The sequence below is a fragment of the Methyloferula stellata AR4 genome, assembly GCF_000385335.1.
GTDB classification, from domain to species: domain Bacteria; phylum Pseudomonadota; class Alphaproteobacteria; order Rhizobiales; family Beijerinckiaceae; genus Methyloferula; species Methyloferula stellata.
In genome coordinates, this window is sequence record NZ_ARWA01000001.1 from 2618489 (window position 1) to 2635304 (window position 16816).

At 60.1% G+C, this 16816-nt stretch carries 12 protein-coding genes; 4 read left to right on the top strand and 8 right to left on the bottom strand.

The features are described from left to right. Nucleotides 1-44: 44 nt before the first annotated feature. The 5 genes from A3OQ_RS0112880 to topA form a co-directional block, all read right to left on the bottom strand. Nucleotides 45-1181 carry an MFS transporter gene (locus tag A3OQ_RS0112880; protein ID WP_020175809.1) on the bottom strand — a complete coding sequence of 379 codons (1137 nt, stop codon included), beginning with the start codon at nt 1179-1181 and terminating at the stop codon, nt 45-47. A gap of 32 nt (nt 1182-1213) precedes the next feature. Then, a complete protein-coding gene (locus A3OQ_RS22290; RefSeq protein ID WP_020175810.1) occupies nt 1214-1915 on the bottom strand; it encodes an NUDIX hydrolase in 702 nt (233 codons plus the stop codon). A gap of 2 nt (nt 1916-1917) precedes the next feature. Further along, nucleotides 1918-2382, bottom strand: coding sequence for a DUF983 domain-containing protein (locus A3OQ_RS0112890; protein ID WP_020175811.1), 465 nt, complete (start codon nt 2380-2382; stop codon nt 1918-1920). Between the two features lie 106 nt (nt 2383-2488). Then, nucleotides 2489-4807: a ribonuclease R gene (gene rnr, locus A3OQ_RS0112895; protein WP_020175812.1), complete on the bottom strand. Its 2319-nt coding sequence runs from the start codon at nt 4805-4807 to the stop codon at nt 2489-2491. A 35-nt stretch (nt 4808-4842) separates the two neighbouring features. Beyond that, on the bottom strand, nt 4843-7854 hold the full coding sequence (gene topA, locus A3OQ_RS0112900; RefSeq protein ID WP_020175813.1) for a type I DNA topoisomerase: 3012 nt from the start codon (nt 7852-7854) through the stop codon (nt 4843-4845). Nucleotides 7855-8168: 314 nt separating this feature from the next. Here topA and A3OQ_RS0112905 point away from each other — a divergent pair, with 314 nt between their 5' ends. From A3OQ_RS0112905 to A3OQ_RS22295, 3 genes are all read left to right on the top strand, one after another. Next, complete coding sequence (locus A3OQ_RS0112905; RefSeq protein ID WP_026595792.1) at nt 8169-9119, top strand: aspartate carbamoyltransferase catalytic subunit; 951 nt, start codon at nt 8169-8171, stop codon at nt 9117-9119. A gap of 5 nt (nt 9120-9124) precedes the next feature. Next, complete coding sequence (locus tag A3OQ_RS0112910; RefSeq protein ID WP_020175815.1) at nt 9125-10459, top strand: dihydroorotase; 1335 nt, start codon at nt 9125-9127, stop codon at nt 10457-10459. 237 nt (nt 10460-10696) lie between these two features. After that, entirely contained in the window at nt 10697-12244 is a 1548-nt protein-coding gene (locus A3OQ_RS22295) for a diguanylate cyclase (RefSeq protein ID WP_020175816.1), read from the top strand. A gap of 6 nt (nt 12245-12250) precedes the next feature. Here the strand turns inward: A3OQ_RS22295 and A3OQ_RS24880 are convergent, their stop codons facing one another. Both A3OQ_RS24880 and A3OQ_RS22300 read right to left on the bottom strand, forming a co-directional pair. Continuing rightward, entirely contained in the window at nt 12251-12460 is a 210-nt protein-coding gene (locus A3OQ_RS24880; RefSeq protein ID WP_152428431.1) for a hypothetical protein, read from the bottom strand. A gap of 190 nt (nt 12461-12650) precedes the next feature. Beyond that, nucleotides 12651-13556: a polysaccharide deacetylase family protein gene (locus A3OQ_RS22300; RefSeq protein WP_020175818.1), complete on the bottom strand. Its 906-nt coding sequence runs from the start codon at nt 13554-13556 to the stop codon at nt 12651-12653. Between the two features lie 197 nt (nt 13557-13753). On the opposite strand from A3OQ_RS22300, the gene mgtE reads away from it, so the two are divergent. After that, nucleotides 13754-15193 carry a magnesium transporter gene (gene mgtE, locus A3OQ_RS0112930; RefSeq protein ID WP_020175819.1) on the top strand — a complete coding sequence of 480 codons (1440 nt, stop codon included), beginning with the start codon at nt 13754-13756 and terminating at the stop codon, nt 15191-15193. 153 nt (nt 15194-15346) lie between these two features. Here the strand turns inward: mgtE and A3OQ_RS0112935 are convergent, their stop codons facing one another. Continuing rightward, the gene (locus tag A3OQ_RS0112935; RefSeq protein ID WP_020175820.1) at nt 15347-16657 is read right to left on the bottom strand and encodes an ABC transporter ATP-binding protein; all 1311 of its coding nucleotides are present in this window, start codon (nt 16655-16657) and stop codon (nt 15347-15349) included. Nucleotides 16658-16816: the final 159 nt, after the last annotated feature.

Below are 16816 nucleotides of genomic sequence, written 5' to 3' on the forward strand. Positions count from 1 at the left end.
TGAATTGGAGATTTGCGCGCACCATAAGGATCGCGCCCCGCCTGTCAAGAATCCGCGTGTCGCAAGCTGCGCCAAACGAGAGCCAAATAGGGCAAAATCAACACGGCGATCCCGATAAAAAACCCGTTCGGCGTCACAAGATCGAGCCCGAAACCGACCACCGGCGGCCCGGCCAGCATGCCGAGCGAATAAAACATGACGAAAGCCGCATTGGCGCTCGCCAATTCCGCTCCGCCATAGCGCGAACCCAAAAGCGCGAGGCCGATGGCATAAAAGCCGCCGACGAGGCCGCCCCAGACGGTCAACATCACGCAGAACAGGATAAAGTTGACGGAAGCCGCCAAAGGCAGCGCGATGGTCCCGAGCAGGCCACCGAGCGCGACGGCGAATAGAAGTCTGCGCCGGTTGAAGCGGTCCGACAGCAGGCCGATCGGGATTTGAAACAGCATATTGCCGAGAAGAAAGAGCCCGAGAAATCCGGCGCCGGCTTCGACGCCGAGGTGGATTCGCAAGGCATAGACGGGCAGAAGGCTCATGCTCGCCGTCTCGATGGCGCCGTGGAGAAGCGCGGCCAGCGTCGCGACCGGCATCAGCGTCAAAAAGCTGGAGACGGGGATTGCGGTGCGAGCCTCGATCTGCGGCGCGCTTTGATTGAGCGCGATCGGCAATGTGGCGATGATGAAAAGCGCGATGCCGATGACGAAGGGTTTTGCCCCTTCGACGCCGGTGACGAGAAGGATGAGCGGGCCAAGGGCGAAGCCGATGGCAAGCGTCGTCGTGTAAAGACCCATGACGATGCCGCGCCGGCCGGGCGGTGCGACCGCATTGATCCAATATTCGCTGATCACGAATAAAGTCGTCAGCGTGGCGCCGAAGATGGCGCGGATGAGGAGCCAGGACAGATAATCGCCGGTGAGAGCGAAAGCCGCGAGGCTGAGCGCGCCAATGATGAGCGCAAGCAGCAAAAGACGGCGGGTGCCGATCCATCGCGCTAAAACCGGTACGAAGGGCGCCCAGGCGAGCGTCGCGAGGCCGCCCGCCGCCGGGTTCAAGCCGATGGCTCTCGCCGAATATCCGGCCTCTTCGAGGCGCACCGACAAAAGCGCGATGGTGAGCGACAGGCCGACGCCGACAATCGAGATCGTGGCTATGGCCGCGGCGATTCCGAGCGCGGTTTTCATGTTCTCGGCGGACGCGTCGGACCGAGGCTCTTTCAGACTTCGGCGCGTATCCAACGATCGTCCTGCGCGTAAAAATAAGGAACCGGCAGGTCATGGCCTAGACCAGCCGCGAGCCGATGCGCAAGCTCCAGGGCGATGAAATAAGTGACGGGCAGAATGTCGAGGCGCGCCAGCTCCGCGACGGTCACCCAGCGAAGCTCGACGAGTTCGGAGCCGTCATTGACCGCGTCTTCTTTGGTCGCGGAGATATCCTTCGCGTCGGCGGCGAAGAAATGCGTATCGAAGCGGCGCGGATATCCAGGCGGTGTCAGCGCGCGCGCGACATAATGCAATTTGTTGAGATCCGGGATCACCTGCGCCGCCGCGAATTGCGCCCAGGTGGTATCGGGCGGGGCTGACACTGCAAGCTCGCTGCGATCCCCAAGCAGCATGCCCGTTTCTTCGAAGAGTTCGCGGATCGCCGTCAGGGCGAGTGCCTCGGGCGCGGCGATGGCGTTGCCCGTCGCGGGTTGGCTCAATCGTCTAGCCGCCTGCGGGGCAAGTGTGCCGAGCGCAGTCATCTTGGCGTCTTCGGGCTCGCTGCGTCCGCCGGGAAAGACGAATTTGCCCGGCAAAAAAACGTGATTGGCGTGCCGGCGTCCGAGAAGAAGTTTCGGTTCGGCTTTGAAACTATGGTCGATCAGGATCAGACTTGCGGCGAGACGCGGCTCCGGATCGTTTGCCGCCGTCACCATGATTACTCCGCAGGTGTTTTTTCGGCCTCCGCAGCATCGTCAAATCCGTGCATGCGCAAAGCCCATTGATAACCGATCAAAGCGCCTTTCATCATCGGCAGCAAGGCCAGGGACAGGACGATTGTCAGCGCCGGCCAGATCGCAATATGCAGCGAGAGCGGCGCGTCCGGCCATTTGTCCTCGACGATCAGCATCGAGGCTCCGATGATATGGCCGACGACGAAGATGGTCATATAGGGCGGCGCATCATCGGCGCGCTGATGGAACAGTTCTTCGCCGCAGGCCGGGCATTTATCGTTAACTTTGAGGTAACGGTAAAACATCTTGCCTTCGCCGCATGAGGGGCAGCGGCCGCGAAAGCCTCGCCACAGCGAGCGTCCAATCTTGCGCTCGCTGCGCTCGGATGTTGGCATGCCCGCGTCATGCGACATTACGACGGCGGGATAAGACACTTGCACAGCTTTCATTTCAAGCTCCAGGCAACAGTGCTTTTCAGTGAGATAAAGGCAAAGATTCTCAAACGCAGGGAATCAAAATTCATAGGTATCCAACTGAGGCGTCGAGACTCAAATGTCAGGATCGATGCGCCTTAGATAGACGCGATCGGCTCTTTGGAACATGAGGCCCGCTGTCGCGTGGCACCTTGCCCTTGAGCGGTCTTTGACCGCGCCGGGGCTCGCTGTCGATCAACTCGAAACGTAACGCACCTGCGAAGGGCGCTGCTTCGACAAGCTTCACCGTCACCGGATCGCCGAGCCTGTGCGTGATGCCGGAGCGCGTGCCGACGAGCGCATGCTGGGTCTCCTCGTAGCGGAAATAATCCGCTCCGAGCGTCGCCGCCGGGATAAACCCATCGGCACCCGTATCGGCGAGCTTCACGAAAAGCCCAGCCCGCGTCGCGCCCGAGATGCGGCCTTCGAATTGCGCGCCGATCTGATTGGCCAAATGCGTAGCGATCAGGCGGTCGGTCGTTTCGCGTTCGGCGGCCATGGCGCGACGCTCCGCCGCAGAGATGCGCGCGGCAATTTCCGCCAATTGCTCGCGCGTCATGTCTGGCATGCCACCGTGACCGAAATGCAAAGCCTTGATCAAGGCCCGGTGCACGATGAGATCGGCGTAGCGGCGGATCGGCGAGGTGAAATGCGCGTAGCGGCGCAAGTTGAGGCCAAAATGGCCGTAGTTCTCGGCGGCATATTCGGCTTGCGCCTGCGACCGCAACACGACTTCATTGACGAGCTGCTCGTTCTCCGTGCCGCGCACGCGTTTCAATATGCCGTTGAATTGCTCCGGCCGGAGCACCTGGCCCTTCGCGAGCTTGATGCCGATCGAGGCTAGAAACTCTGCGAGATTATTAAGCTTCTCGACGGTCGGTTCATCATGCACGCGATAGATCAGCATCTCGCGTTTGTCTTCGAGCGACTCGGCTGCGGCGACATTGGCCATGATCATGAATTCTTCGATGAGCCGATGCGCATCGAGCCTCTGCGGTACGATCACGCGATCGATCGAACCGTCGGGTTTCAGCAGAATCTTGCGCTCCGGCAGGTCGAGATCGAGCGGCGCGCGCTGGTCGCGCGCGATCTTGATTGCGGCATAGGCGGCCCATAGCGGACGCAGCGTTAAGGTTAGAAGCGGCGCGGTTGTTTCGTCCGGCGCGCCGTCGATCGCCGCCTGCGCCTGCGGATAGGAGAGTTTCGCGGCCGAGCGCATCATGATGCGGTGGAATGTGTGGCGAAGCTTGCGGCCATGCGCATCGACGAACATGCGTACCGCCAAGGCCGGCCGGTCTTCAAGCGCGCGCAGCGAGCAGAGATCGTTCGAGATCCGCTCCGGCAACATGGGCACGACGCGATCCGGGAAATAGACCGAATTGCCGCGGTCGAGCGCTTCCTTGTCGAGCTGCGAATGCGGCCTCACATAGGAGGCGACATCGGCAATGGCGACAACGACAATATGACCGCCTTTATTGTTCGGGTCATCATCTTCACGCGCATAGACCGCGTCGTCATGATCCTTGGCATCGGCCGGATCGATCGTGACGAGCGGAAGATCGCGCCAATCCTCGCGATGCTCCATCGTAGCATGGCGCATATGCTCTGCCTCGGCGAGCGCTTCGGGGCGGAACTGGTTGGGAATGCCATGCGTGTGGATGGCGATCAGGCTGATCGCGCGTTCGCTTGAGAGCGAGCCGAGCTTTTCGCGCACGCGAGCCGAGGGCAGGCCGAGGCGGCTCGCGGCCAGAACCTCCACCGCGACGAGATCGCCTTCCTCGGCCGTACTCTCGTCGCCCGGCAGGATGCGGTAATCCCCGCGTGAGGCCATCTTCTTATCGACCGGCGACACACGCCCGCCGCCTTGCGGATCGCGGCGGTAGATGCCGAGCACCTGAGCCTTTGCGCGGGACAAAAGCTTGATGATGCGGCCGCTATAGGCAGGCTCATGCGCCGCGGCGTCGCGCAATGGCTCGACGCGCACGAGCGCGCGGTCGCCGAGGCCTGGGACCGGCGCGCCCCGCCGCTGCACGCGCGGCAGAAGCAAAACGATTTTCGGCACGTCGCCGTCGCTCGGGTCCCATTCGGCCGGAACCGCGAGAAGATCGCCGTCGCGGTCGCGCGAGAAAATCTCGGCGAGAACGACGGTCGGCAGAAGTCCGGCCTTGTGCAGAGTTTTGCGGCGGCGTTCGATCGCGCCTTCGGCTTCGAGCTCCTTCAGGACACGTTTGAGACCGATCTTATCAGAGCCCCTGATGCCGAAGGCTCGCGCGATTTCGCGCTTGCCAATCTTCGATGGTGTCTTTTCGCCGAGCGCTTCGCGTTCGCGCGCGATAAAGGCCAGAATTTCCTCGCGTGTCGGAAGCGGGGGAGGAGCGGGTGCATCCATTCCCTCGGTCATGGGCCTGCCGGTCTTGCGGGTCCCGGCAGGCTTTCTCACGCGCGGCGGGCCTTGGTTGGCGCCTTTTTGGCGGGTGCTTTTTTCACTGCCGTTTTCTTCGCTGGAGCCTTTGCCGCTGAGGCCTTCGCCGCAGCGGCGGGTTTGGCTTTGGCCGGTGCTTTCTCGGTGCTCGCCGCTTTAGTGCCCGCTGTCTTTTTAGCAGGCGCGACCTCGAATGGCGGCTCTTCGTCGTTCTCGACCACGGGTTTGGCCTTAGCGGTCTTTTTCGCCGCCACTTTAGTGGCGGGCGCTTCCTTCTTGGCCGTGGCCTTCTTTGCCGTGCCCTTCCGCACGGGCACCGGGCCACCCTTGTCCTCGATGAGGCGGATCGCTTCTTCAAGCGTCACGGTCTCGGGCGACATATCCTTTTTCAGAGTCGCATTGACCTTGCCGTGATTCACGTAAGCGCCGAAGCGTCCGTTACGCACGGTGATCGCGCCACCCGACGGATGTTCGCCGAGAAGCCTGCCTTGCACACTCGCATTGCCGGCGCTTTTGCCCGCCAGCAGAGCGATTGCTTCTTCGAGCGTGAAGGTCGTCGGGTCCGCCTCGCGCGGCAAGGTCGCATTGATCTTGCCGTGATTGACATAGGGGCCGTAACGGCCAGCCTTGATCGTCACCGCGCCGCCGGACGGATGATCGCCAAGCGCGCGCGTCGCGGCGGCCGTATCGCCGCCGAAGCGCCGGCCGCTGAGGCCGCTTTCCTTGGCGACGATGAGATCGATCGCGCGATTGCCGCCGATCTCCAATATGTCTTCATCCTTGCCGATATTGGCGTAGGTCTTGCCGTGCTGAACATAGGGTCCAAAACGCCCAAGGCCTGCCAGAATCGGCTCCTTGGTTTCGGGATGTTTCGCGACCTCGCGCGGCAAGGACAAAAGCTTCAGCGCCTTTTCCAAATCGACGTCGGACGGCTGCATGGTTTTCGGGATCGAAGACCGTTTCGGCTTGTCGCCCTCGCCAAGCTGAATATAGGCGCCGAAGCGACCGTCGCGCAGCGAGATCTCTTCACCCGTCGCCGGGTCCTGGCCCAGCACTTTGACGCCGGGGCGATCGGTGCCGTCGACGCCATTGGCCTCCGCGCCCGTATCGGCCAGCGTGCGGGTGAATTTGCATTCCGGATAATTCGAGCAGCCGATGAAGGCGCCGAATTTGCCGAGCTTCAGCGAGAGTTGCCCCGTGCCGCAAGACGGGCAGGCGCGGGGACTGGACCCATCTTCCTTCGGCGGGAAAATATGCGGACCCAGAATCTCGTTGAGACTGTCGAGCACTTGCGTGGTGCGCAGATCCTTCGTTCCTGCGAGCGCGCTTGAAAAATCGGCCCAGAAATCGCGCAGCACTTGTTTCCAATCGATCTCCGAATTGGAGACGCGATCCAGTTTTTCTTCGAGATCGGCGGTGAAATCGAAGCTGACATAACGCGTGAAGAACGATTCGAGAAAGGCGGTGACGAGGCGCCCTTTATCTTCCGGCACGAGCCTTTTCTTCTCGATCCGCACATATTCGCGGTCTTTCAGAACAGCGAGCGTCGAGGCATAGGTCGAAGGCCGGCCGATGCCGAGTTCTTCCATGCGTTTGACGAGCGTGGCTTCGGTGAAGCGCGGCGGCGGCTCGGTGAAATGCTGGCTGGCGTCGATCGTGTCCTTGGCCAGAGGCTCGTCTTTCGCCATCGGCGGCAGGCGACCACCTTCTTCATCGTCGGGATCGTCGTCCTTGCCTTCCTGATAGAGCTTCAGGAAGCCGTCGAAGCGCACGACCTGTCCGGTCGCGCGCAGATCGAGCGTGCGGGTCCCGTCCTTCGCGACAATATCGACCGTGGTGCGTTCGAGTTCTGCCGATTCCATCTGGCTTGCGATGGTGCGCGTCCAGATCAATTCGTAGAGACGTGCCTGATCGGGATCGAGCGCGCGCATCACATGTTTCGGCAGACGGCCGAGATCGGTCGGGCGGATGGCCTCATGCGCTTCCTGCGCGTTCTTGGCTTTCACCAAATATTTGCGCGGCACCTTCGGGACATATTTGTCGCCATATTCCTTGCCGATGACGCGCCGCGCGGCACTGATCGCCTCCGGCGCCATGTCGACGCCATCGGTTCGCATATAAGTAATAAGACCGACGGTCTCACCGTCTATGTCGGCGCCTTCATAGAGTTTCTGTGCGAGCTGCATGGTGCGCGCCGGCGCAAAGCCCAGTTTGCGCGAGGCTTCCTGCTGCAGGGTCGAGGTGGTGAAAGGCGCAAACGGATGCCGTTTGGCCGGTTTCGACTCGACGTCTACGACCGAAAATTTGGCGCGTTCGAGCGCGGTCTGGAGATCCTTGGCAACCGCTTCGGTACCGATATCGAGGCGGCCGATTTTCTTGCCGTCGGCGCCGATCAGGCGGGCGGCGAAGGGCTGGCTGGCCTTCGTCTTCAAATGCGCCAGGATCGACCAATATTCGCGCGAGACGAATTGCTCGATCTCAAGCTCACGGTCGCAGACAAGCCGCAGCGCCACGGATTGAACGCGCCCGGCCGAGCGCGCGCCCGGCAATTTGCGCCAAAGCACCGGCGAGAGATTGAAGCCGACAAGATAATCGAGCGCGCGGCGGGCGAGATAGGCATCGACCAGAGCCGCGTCGATCTCGCGCGGATGTTCCATCGCTTCGAGCACGGCGGATTTGGTGATCGCGTTGAAGACGACGCGTTCGACCGTCTTATCCTTCAAGACGCGCTTATTCTTCAAGACTTCGAGGACATGCCAGGAAATGGCTTCGCCTTCGCGGTCAGGGTCGGTTGCGAGAATAACCCGATCGGCGTGCTTTACGGCATTGGCAATGTCCGACAGACGCTTGGACGATTTGGCATCGACGTCCCAGACCATTGTGAAATCGGTCTCCGGATCGACGGAGCCGTCTTTCGAAGGTAAGTCCCGGACATGACCATATGAGGCATAAACTTCGTAGTCCTGGCCCAAATATTTGTTGATGGTCTTGGCCTTCGCCGGCGATTCGACGATGACAACATTCATAAAAGAAAGTCCTCCTCTTCCCGTAGGAAGGCAGTTTGAACAGGCCTTTACTTGAAAGCATTAAGCTTGCAGCAGCCGTTATCTTTTCAGCTTAGCCCCAGTTCTTCATGACAGAAGATGGGTAAGGGCAGTGCAATCGTCAAATAGGCACGAAGACTTAAGGCGGAGCAACACCGGCTTAACGGTATCGGCGCGCCGCCCGGCTTAGTGCCGGCAGCGCCATTGGCACAGCGCGAGAGGCGTGGCAAGCCTTTTCACCAATTCCGTGAGTTTGTCTTGCGAATGGTAGGGATTCACTCCATACAGCGAGTTTAATGTCTGAATTGCCCCCAAAGATACGATTTTCTCACCGGCATTTGCTGGGGATTGAGGGACTTTCGCCGCTTGACATCAATGCTTTGCTTGATCTTGCCGAGGACGCCGTCGAAGTGTCGAGGCAGGTCGAAAAGAAGCGGATGACGCTGCGCGGCCGCACCCTCATCAATCTTTTTTTCGAAGCCTCGACCCGCACCCAATCCTCTTTTGAGCTTGCCGGCAAACGGCTTGGCGCCGACGTCATGAACATGTCGGTTGCGACCTCGAGCGTGAAAAAAGGCGAGACTCTGATCGATACGGCGATGACGCTGAACGCCATGCGGCCGGATATTATCGTGGTGCGCCATGCCCAGGCGGGGGCCGTGCATCTGCTCGCCAAAAAGGTCGATTGCGCGGTCGTCAATGCGGGCGACGGCGCGCATGAACATCCGACCCAGGCTCTGCTCGACGCTTTGACGATCCGCCGCAACAAAGGTTCCATCTCCGGCCTGACGGTGGCGATTTGCGGCGATATCCTGCATTCGCGCGTGGCCCGGTCGAATATTCTGCTTCTCGCTTGCCTCGGCGCGCGCGTGCGCGTGATCGGACCTTCAACGCTCCTGCCGCCCGGCATCGAGCGCATGGGCGTCGAGGTCTTCACAGACATGCGAAAGGGGCTCAAAGGCGCCGACATCGTGATGATGCTGCGCCTGCAGCGCGAGCGAATGAGCGGCGGCTTCGTGCCATCCTCGAAGGAATATTTCCGCTTCTTCGGCCTCGATGAAGAGAAATTGGCCCTCGCGAAGCCGGATGCCTTGGTCATGCATCCGGGCCCCATGAATCGCGGCGTCGAAATCGATTCGGCCGTCGCGGACGGTCCGCAGAGCCTTATTCGCGAACAGGTCGAGATGGGCGTTGCCGTGCGCATGGCCGTCTTGGAAGCGCTCGCGCAACATTTACCGAATAGCTAGGGCTTATGGCGACGAACCCCGGCACATCGATTTCCTCCCCGTCGATCGCACATCAGCCATTGGCGCTCGTCAATGCGCGGTTGATCGACCCAGATCAGGCAACCGAAACGCGCGGCGGCGTTTTGGTCGCCGATGGATTCATCCGCGACCTTGGAGCGTCGATCACCGCCGATGCCTTGCCGCCGCACGCACAAATCATCGATTGCGGCGGCGATGTCGTCGCGCCCGGCCTTATCGACATGCGGGCTTTTCTGGGCGAACCCGGTGCCGAGCATCGCGAGACGATTGCTTCCGCAACGGCAGCCGCCGCAGCTGGCGGAATCACGACGATCCTCATGCGCCCCGATACGACGCCGCCGGTCGATGAAGCGGCCGTGGTCGATTTCCTGTTGCGGCGCGCTCGCGACACCGGCCGCGTCCGGGTGCTTCCGGCCGCGGCTTTGACGAAAGGATTGCAGGGGCTGGAGATCGCCGAAATCGGTCTTCTCCAGCAAGCCGGCGCCATCGCCTTCAGCGATGGAGCGCGCAGCGTGCGCAATGCGCAAGTGATGCGCCGGGCCTTGGCCTATGCCAGCGATTTCGACGCGCTCATCATCCATCATGCCGAAGACCCGGATCTCGCGGCCGGCGGCATGATGAACGAAGGCGAATTCGCCTCAAGGCTCGGCCTGACCGGTATTCCGCGCGAGGCCGAAGCCATCATGCTCGATCGTGATATGCGGCTCGTAAACCTCACGCGTGCGCGCTACCATGCCGCGCTCGTTACGACGACACTCTCCGTCGAAATCATCAAAAGAGCGAAGGCCGCGGGCCTGCCGGTGACCTGCGCGACATCCATCAATCATCTGACGCTGAATGAGAATGATATCGGCGATTACCGGACCTTTTTAAAGCTGGCTCCGCCGCTTCGCCATGAGGACGAACGGCGTGCGCTGGTCGAAGCTTTGGCCGAAGGCGTAATCGATATCGTGGTTTCGGATCATAATCCCCAGGATGTCGAAACCAAGCGGCTGCCTTTCGCCGAAGCGGAGGATGGCGCGATCGGTCTTGAGACCATGCTTTCCGCTGGGTTACGGCTTGTGACCTCGGGCGAGGTAAGCCTTTTCCGCTTGCTGCATGCGATGTCGACGAAACCGGCGGAAGTGCTCGGCCTTCCTCAAGGACGCCTTGCCAAGGGCGCACCGGCCGATCTCATCCGATTCGACCCGGCGGAACCCTATGTCGTCGATCGGACAAAGCTCCATTCCCGCAGCAAAAACACGCCCTTTGACGATGCGCGGATGGAAGGCCGTGTAAAATTGACGCTGGTCGGCGGAAAAATCGCGCACGAAACGATCTAATTTATCGCTTTCGCGACACACCTCAGGCTCAAAGCCTCAAATAAGAAGTATCGCAGCGGGAATTTTTAAAGCCTCTTAACATAATCGTCGCATGACTACGCAGAATTACTAGAGCGGGATGAGGGAACTATGTAGCGGTTTTCCGTCAGCATCCTGCTCTAACCTCTTTGTATCGATCACGTTCACGATGATGGATCGGTTCGATCCAAAATCACCTTGATCTCATGCGCAGGCACGATGTTCATTTCATTTTTGTCTCGATGGTTTCCTTTAGCCAACCAGGGTGCCTTCCAGCGCCGGGCGAGCAAAATCGCCATTGTGATTGTGCTTGCCACGCTCATTGCGATCCGCCTTTTTTCCGTCGCGAACCTCGTTGAAGACCGCAACGCGCAAGGGCAGAGCTCTCTGCAATCGATCAACAATATTAGCGTATTGGTCGAGCAGGATATCGAACGCGACATCGAGTTTTACGATCATTCGCTGCTGGCTGTAGCCGATGGTATCGCGCGTCAGGAGCTTATGGGACAAAACCCGGACACGCAGCAGCAGAATCTGTTCGAGCATCGTTCACTATATCATGACGAGGGGATCGGATCCCTGATCGTTCTTGATGAAAACGGGAAGGTGGTTGTGGATTCAGAATCCACCCCGCCTCGGCAAGCCGACCTATCCGATCGCGAGTATTTCCTGGTTCACAAGACAGCCAGTTCCGCTACGGGCCTCTATATCAGCCATCCGCTTCGCAACCGTTTAAGAAACGGCGAGTGGATGATCGCCTTGAGCCGCCGCATCAACCATCCGGACGGCAGTTTCGCCGGGGTGGTGGCCGGTGCGATCATGCTTGATCATTTCAAGCGTCTTTTCACCAAGATCACTTTGGCGGAAAACGATTCCATTACGCTCTTTGATAGAGATGGGACGATTGTCGTTCGTTGGCCCTTTACCGAAGCGGTGCTCGGGCAGAAGCTGGGCGATCCCAAACTCCTTAAGCAAATCGATCAGGCGCCGGATGGGCATCTGACAGTGAAGGCCTCAGCCAACGGCGCTGAGCGGCTGCGGGATTATCGCAGGGTCGGCAATTTGCCACTCATCCAAAGCGTCGGCATTTCCGTCAGCGATAACTCGACCGTCTTTTGGGTCATGGCGATCATCAGCGCTGCATGCTTCCTCGTCCTTTGCGCGGCTGTCTTCGCTTTGACGTCACAGCTTGAATCCGAACTGCGGCGGCGGCAAATGGCCGAAACGGCATTGGAGGAATTGGCCGCGACGGACGAGCTTACGGGCCTCGCGAACCGGCGGAAGTTCGACGACGTGTTCGCGTTCGAATGGCGCCGCGCCGAGCGCGAGAATAAACCCTTCTCCCTTTTGATGCTCGATGCCGACTTCTTCAAAGCCTATAACGACACTTATGGGCATCAGGCTGGCGACAAGGCGCTGCGCGGCATAGCCGATTGCATTAGAGCCGGTATCAACCGGCCGGCCGATCTCGCGGCACGATATGGCGGCGAGGAATTTGCCGTTCTATTGCCGGCGACCGATCCCAAGGGCGCGTTCTACATTGCCGAAGCCATCCGTGCGCGCGTTTTGGCAATGGGCTTGACGCATGAGAAAAGCCTCTATGGCGTCGTGACGGCCAGTATCGGCTTGGCCTGCGCATATCCGAGCCGAAAGGACGATCCGGCGAAGCTTTTACGTGCGGCAGATGAGGCGCTTTATTTGGCGAAGGCGGCGGGTCGCAACCAAGTCATACCGCCGCCGGAGTCGAAAGTGCGGCGCGTCGGATAGGACGGCTCATTTCCCGTCGCGCAGATAGGCCTCGGCCTCCATCTGCGCCATTTTCAGAAAATAGTTCAGGAGATCGAGCTGCGCGGTTTCTGCCAGGCTCGCGAGTTCGGCGGTCATTTGCGCGATATATTGCGCGGTGGATTCTCGCGCCTCCCGAAGCGGAGCCTCTGGCTGACCGGCAGGATTCGTGGTGTGAGGCAGCGAGCGTGATGGCATCAAGGTCAACCGCGGGTCCGTACAACTTATAAGTGTATTAAATATTGATCCAGGCCGGATTCTCAACGCAAAGCAGAGGGCTGCAACCAAGGTAGCCGCAGGCAGTTTTCAGTGTTGACCTGGTTCAGGCATGCTCGAAGCGTCGAGCTGACTTAACCGTTAGTATAGCGCAAAATGGCTTGAATACTACTTATGGTTGCAGATGTTCCGGCTTTTTTGAACTGGCAGGAGGAGAAGCTCCAGCCAAGGTCCGAGCAATCACTGCCTCCGTCTCGGACGACCAACCCTCTGGCGCCTTTTGAAGCGGTGGCAGAGCCGCGCCCGGCACGAGATGCACGATCTTGAAGCCGCGTTTCTTCAATTCGTCGAGCAAGTCAGGCAGCATAGCCGCCGTCGAAGCCCGTGAATCATGCAGCAGGAGAATGCCGCGTTTTTCCCGTTCGAGCTTTCGAAGGACAATCTGAAGTTCTTCCTCGGACGACATATCTAGCCAATCGAAGGCCCAGAAATCTGCGCCGAAGACGGCGATGTTCCGAGATGACAGCCATGTGACAAGGGCAGGCGTGTCGGCAAAGCCTGGAAACCGGAAAAACGGTACGCGCGGCTCAGGCCCCGCGGAGCCGTAAAGAATCCGATCATCCGCGGCAAAGCCTTTGTCGATATCGGCTTTGGCTGCCTCTTCCGTCATGAGCCGCAAGGTCTTGGCTGGATGCGAATAGGAATGATGGCCGATCGTTTCACCGGCCTCATATTCGCGCTTCAGCAGCGCCGGATAGGCCATGGCCTCGCGGCCGATGATGAAGAAGGTGGCTTTGACGCATTGCTTCGCCAGCGCATCGAGGATGTGGTCCGTGGTGCCCGGATTCGGGCCATCGTCGAAGGTCAGCACGACCTCGTGATCTTCAAGCTGCAAGGTCTGAGGATAGGTCTTGAAGCCGATCTGAAGGCCGCCCGGCGCGCCAACTTCGAGAACACGGCTGGTGCCCAGGGCGTCGGGCGGGCAGGGCGCGGCCGCGGCAAGGCTTGGCAGCGCCAGCATGAGGATCAGCGCAGCCAGGGAGAGTTTCACGCGCGTGTTCCAGTCCTCGATCGCCATTCTGCAGATTGAGCCTTCCCTATGTCGCATAAGAAGAGCCGTTTCGGCGTTTGCCTTCGTAGCCTGCCGCCCTTAAGAACCCGTCATTCCTGAGACATCGGATTTAGCCGATGTCTAAATATAAGAATCAGGCCATTTTCGAGCGCGATCCCTTGGCTTGAAAGAGTTGAGGGCCGGAGCGAACCCGGAATCGATAGATGAGCGATGTCGAAGACGAGCACACCGAACTTGCGACCGCGAGCCATCCTTCGGTCGAGACCGCCTCGATCTATGATGACGACGACGAGGTCCGCTCCGACTTCGTCCATGAGGTCGCTGCCGCCATCGAAGCCGGATCGGTGGAGCGCGTCTGCGCGCTCGCCGGCGATTTGCATGAGGCCGACCTTGGCGCCTTGATCGAGGCGCTCGATCAAAACCTCCGCCCCAAGCTCATCGAGCTGATGGGGCAAGACTTCGATTTCGCCGCGCTCACCGAGGTCGACGATAATATCCGCGACGAAATCCTCGAAGAACTGCCGACGCGCAATATCGCCGAGGGCGTCCAAGATCTCGAATATGACGACGCCGTCAGCCTGCTCGAAGATCTCAATAAAGAAGAGCAGGCCGAAATTCTCGAGGCTCTGTCGCCGGTCGACCGCGCGGCTTTGCAACGTTCGCTCGATTATCCGGAGGAGTCCGCCGGCCGTCTCATGCAGACGACGCTCGTCACCGCGCCGCCCTTCTGGACGGCGGGCCAGGCGATCGATTTCATGCGCGATGCGGACGAGGAAGATCTGCCGGATCAGTTCTTTGAAATCTTCATCGTCGATCCGGCGCACAGGCTTTTGGGAAATGTGTTTCTCGACACTTTGATGCGGGCAAGGAGCAGCGCGAGACTCGAAGAGATCATGCTGGCGGATCGGCGCCGCGTGTCTGTGCTTGAAGATCGCGAAGAGGTCGCCCGAATCTTCGAGCGCTACAACCTCGTCTCCGTGCCGGTGGTCGATGAAGGCGAGCGGCTTGTCGGCGTCATCACCATCGACGATATCGTCGACGTCATCCAAGAGGAAGCCGACGCCGATTTGAAGGCGCTGGGCGGCGTGTCCATGTCGGAAGAATTATCCGACAGCGTGGCGCGCACGACGCGCAGCCGCTTCCTCTGGCTCTTCGTCAATCTCATCACGGCTTTCGTCGCCTCGTCGGTGCTCGGCCTTTTCGAGAATGAATTGCAGAAAATGGTGGCGCTCGCCGTGCTGGCGCCGATCGTCGCGAGCCAGGGCGGCAATGCCGCGACGCAGACGATGACGGTCGCGGTGCGCGCGCTTGCGACACGCGATCTGTCGCGCTTCAACGCGTTTCGCATCGTCATGCGCGAGCTCATGGTCGGCGCCTGGAACGGGTTGGCTTTCGGCATTCTGACGGGTGTCGTTGCCAGCATCTGGTTTGGCCTTACGGGCCTTGGCGTTGTCATCGCGATGGCGATGCTGACCAATCTCATCGCCGGCGCGCTCGGCGGGATCTTGATCCCCCTGATCCTCGACCATTTCGACGTCGATCCGGCGGTGTCGTCGGGTGCCTTCGTGACGACGGTGACGGATGTCGTCGGCTATTCGTCGTTCCTAGGGATCGCGACGCTCTGGTTTCATCTGGCGTCGTGAAGTGATTAGCCGAAGCCTGTTGCCCTCATGCTGAGGAGGCACCGGAGGTGCCGTCTCGAAGCATGAGGGTTTTCTTAGATTGTTGATACTGCCCCTCGCCCTTCGAGACGCGTTCCTCCGGAACGCTCCTCAGGGTGAGGGGCTGGCCCAGACTCACTCCGGGTTTTCCAAACTGAATGTCTCCGACGTCTCGTCATAGGCGAAAATCTCGCCATAACGGCCCCAGGTGATGACGGCCTTTAACGTGCGGTCGGCATATTCGTCCGACATATAATCTTCGAGCTCTTCGAGAAAGCGCACGGCTCTAGCGCGATGCGTCGGCCGGTCGTCGAGCACGACTTTGATATGCGTCGCGAGCGGCACATAGGCGAGCAGATGGTCGCCGAAGAGCTTCTTGCGCGCATCGGTCTCTGCGTCGGCGAAACGCCGCCCGGCCGGAGTGAGCTTGATAGAGCCTTCCTCGATTTCGGCAAAGCGCATGAGCTGCAAAGTTTCGCCGACAGGGAAAAGTTCGTCGATTTCCATTTGCAGATCTTCGGCGAGTTCCGGAAGATCGGCCTTGCCGTGATAGGGCTCGGCCGCGATCTCCTCCATCATGCCGGCGAGCGTATTGGTCGAAATGCGCGGCAGGGCCATGGCCATGCCGAGGCCGGGGAAGGTACCGTCGCGCGGTGCCTCGTTCGGCTGACGCCGCGTCATCAAGGCGTAGATCTTATCGACCAATTGCCGGAATTCGGGATCGAGCCGGTTGCGCGGATGTTTCAAGGTGACCGTGATCTCTTCGACGATCCGGCCAGGATGCGACGAAAGCACGATGATGCGATTGCACATCAGCACGGCCTCTTCGATGTTGTGCGTGACCAGCAAAATCGTCTTGATCGGCATACGGCCTTCGACCCAAAGGTCGAGGAGGTCGGTGCGCAAGGTCTCGGCCGTCAAAACGTCGAGCGCCGAAAAAGGCTCGTCCATCAAGAGAAGGTTCGGATTGACGACAAGCGCGCGGGCAAAGCCGACGCGCTGGCGCATGCCGCCCGAAAGCTCTTTTGGAAAGGCGGATTCATAACCGTCGAGGCCGATCAGATCGATCGCTTTCAAGGCGCGCCTTCGGGCTTCCTCCTTGCCGACTTTGCGCGCCCGCAATCCCAGTTCGACATTGGCGAGCACGGTGAGCCAGGGAAACAGCGCGAAGCTCTGAAACACCATGGCGACGCCATCGACCGGCCCTGTTACCGGCTTGTCCAAATAGGAAACTTCGCCTGAGGCTGGCTTCGCGAGTCCGGCGATGATGCGCAGCAGGGAGGACTTGCCGCAGCCGGAGCGGCCGAGCAGGCCGACGATTTCGCCGTCGCTGAGTGAGAGCGAGACCTTGTCGAGGACCGGCGGCCCGATCTCGCCCGAGCCCGTCTGATAATGTTGCGAGACGTTTTGAATCTCGAAGAGAGGTTTGGCGCGGGCATCGAGCATGGGTTGCATCCTTCCCGATTCAACTTAGAGCAATCACGCCCTAGGGTCTGAACCTATTTACCTGCTCCCTCACCCTGAGGAGCGCGCCGATAGGCGCGCGTCTCGAAGGGCGAGGGATCAACGTTATCTTCTCGATTCCAAACCCTCTTCCTTCGAGAC

Bases quoted from the DNA above. Each gene is read 5' to 3' on its own strand.
- A3OQ_RS0112880 (WP_020175809.1), bottom strand. From the start codon at position 1,181: ATGAAAACCGCGCTCGGAATCGCCGCGGCCATAGCCACGATCTCGATT.
- A3OQ_RS22290 (WP_020175810.1), bottom strand. From the start codon at position 1,915: ATGGTGACGGCGGCAAACGATCCGGAGCCGCGTCTCGCCGCAAGTCTG.
- A3OQ_RS0112890 (WP_020175811.1), bottom strand. From the start codon at position 2,382: ATGAAAGCTGTGCAAGTGTCTTATCCCGCCGTCGTAATGTCGCATGAC.
- rnr (WP_020175812.1), bottom strand. From the start codon at position 4,807: ATGACCGAGGGAATGGATGCACCCGCTCCTCCCCCGCTTCCGACACGC.
- topA (WP_020175813.1), bottom strand. From the start codon at position 7,854: ATGAATGTTGTCATCGTCGAATCGCCGGCGAAGGCCAAGACCATCAAC.
- A3OQ_RS0112905 (WP_026595792.1), top strand. From the start codon at position 8,169: ATGTCTGAATTGCCCCCAAAGATACGATTTTCTCACCGGCATTTGCTG.
- A3OQ_RS0112910 (WP_020175815.1), top strand. From the start codon at position 9,125: ATGGCGACGAACCCCGGCACATCGATTTCCTCCCCGTCGATCGCACAT.
- A3OQ_RS22295 (WP_020175816.1), top strand. From the start codon at position 10,697: ATGTTCATTTCATTTTTGTCTCGATGGTTTCCTTTAGCCAACCAGGGT.
- A3OQ_RS24880 (WP_152428431.1), bottom strand. From the start codon at position 12,460: ATGCCATCACGCTCGCTGCCTCACACCACGAATCCTGCCGGTCAGCCA.
- A3OQ_RS22300 (WP_020175818.1), bottom strand. From the start codon at position 13,556: ATGGCGATCGAGGACTGGAACACGCGCGTGAAACTCTCCCTGGCTGCG.
- mgtE (WP_020175819.1), top strand. From the start codon at position 13,754: ATGAGCGATGTCGAAGACGAGCACACCGAACTTGCGACCGCGAGCCAT.
- A3OQ_RS0112935 (WP_020175820.1), bottom strand. From the start codon at position 16,657: ATGCTCGATGCCCGCGCCAAACCTCTCTTCGAGATTCAAAACGTCTCG.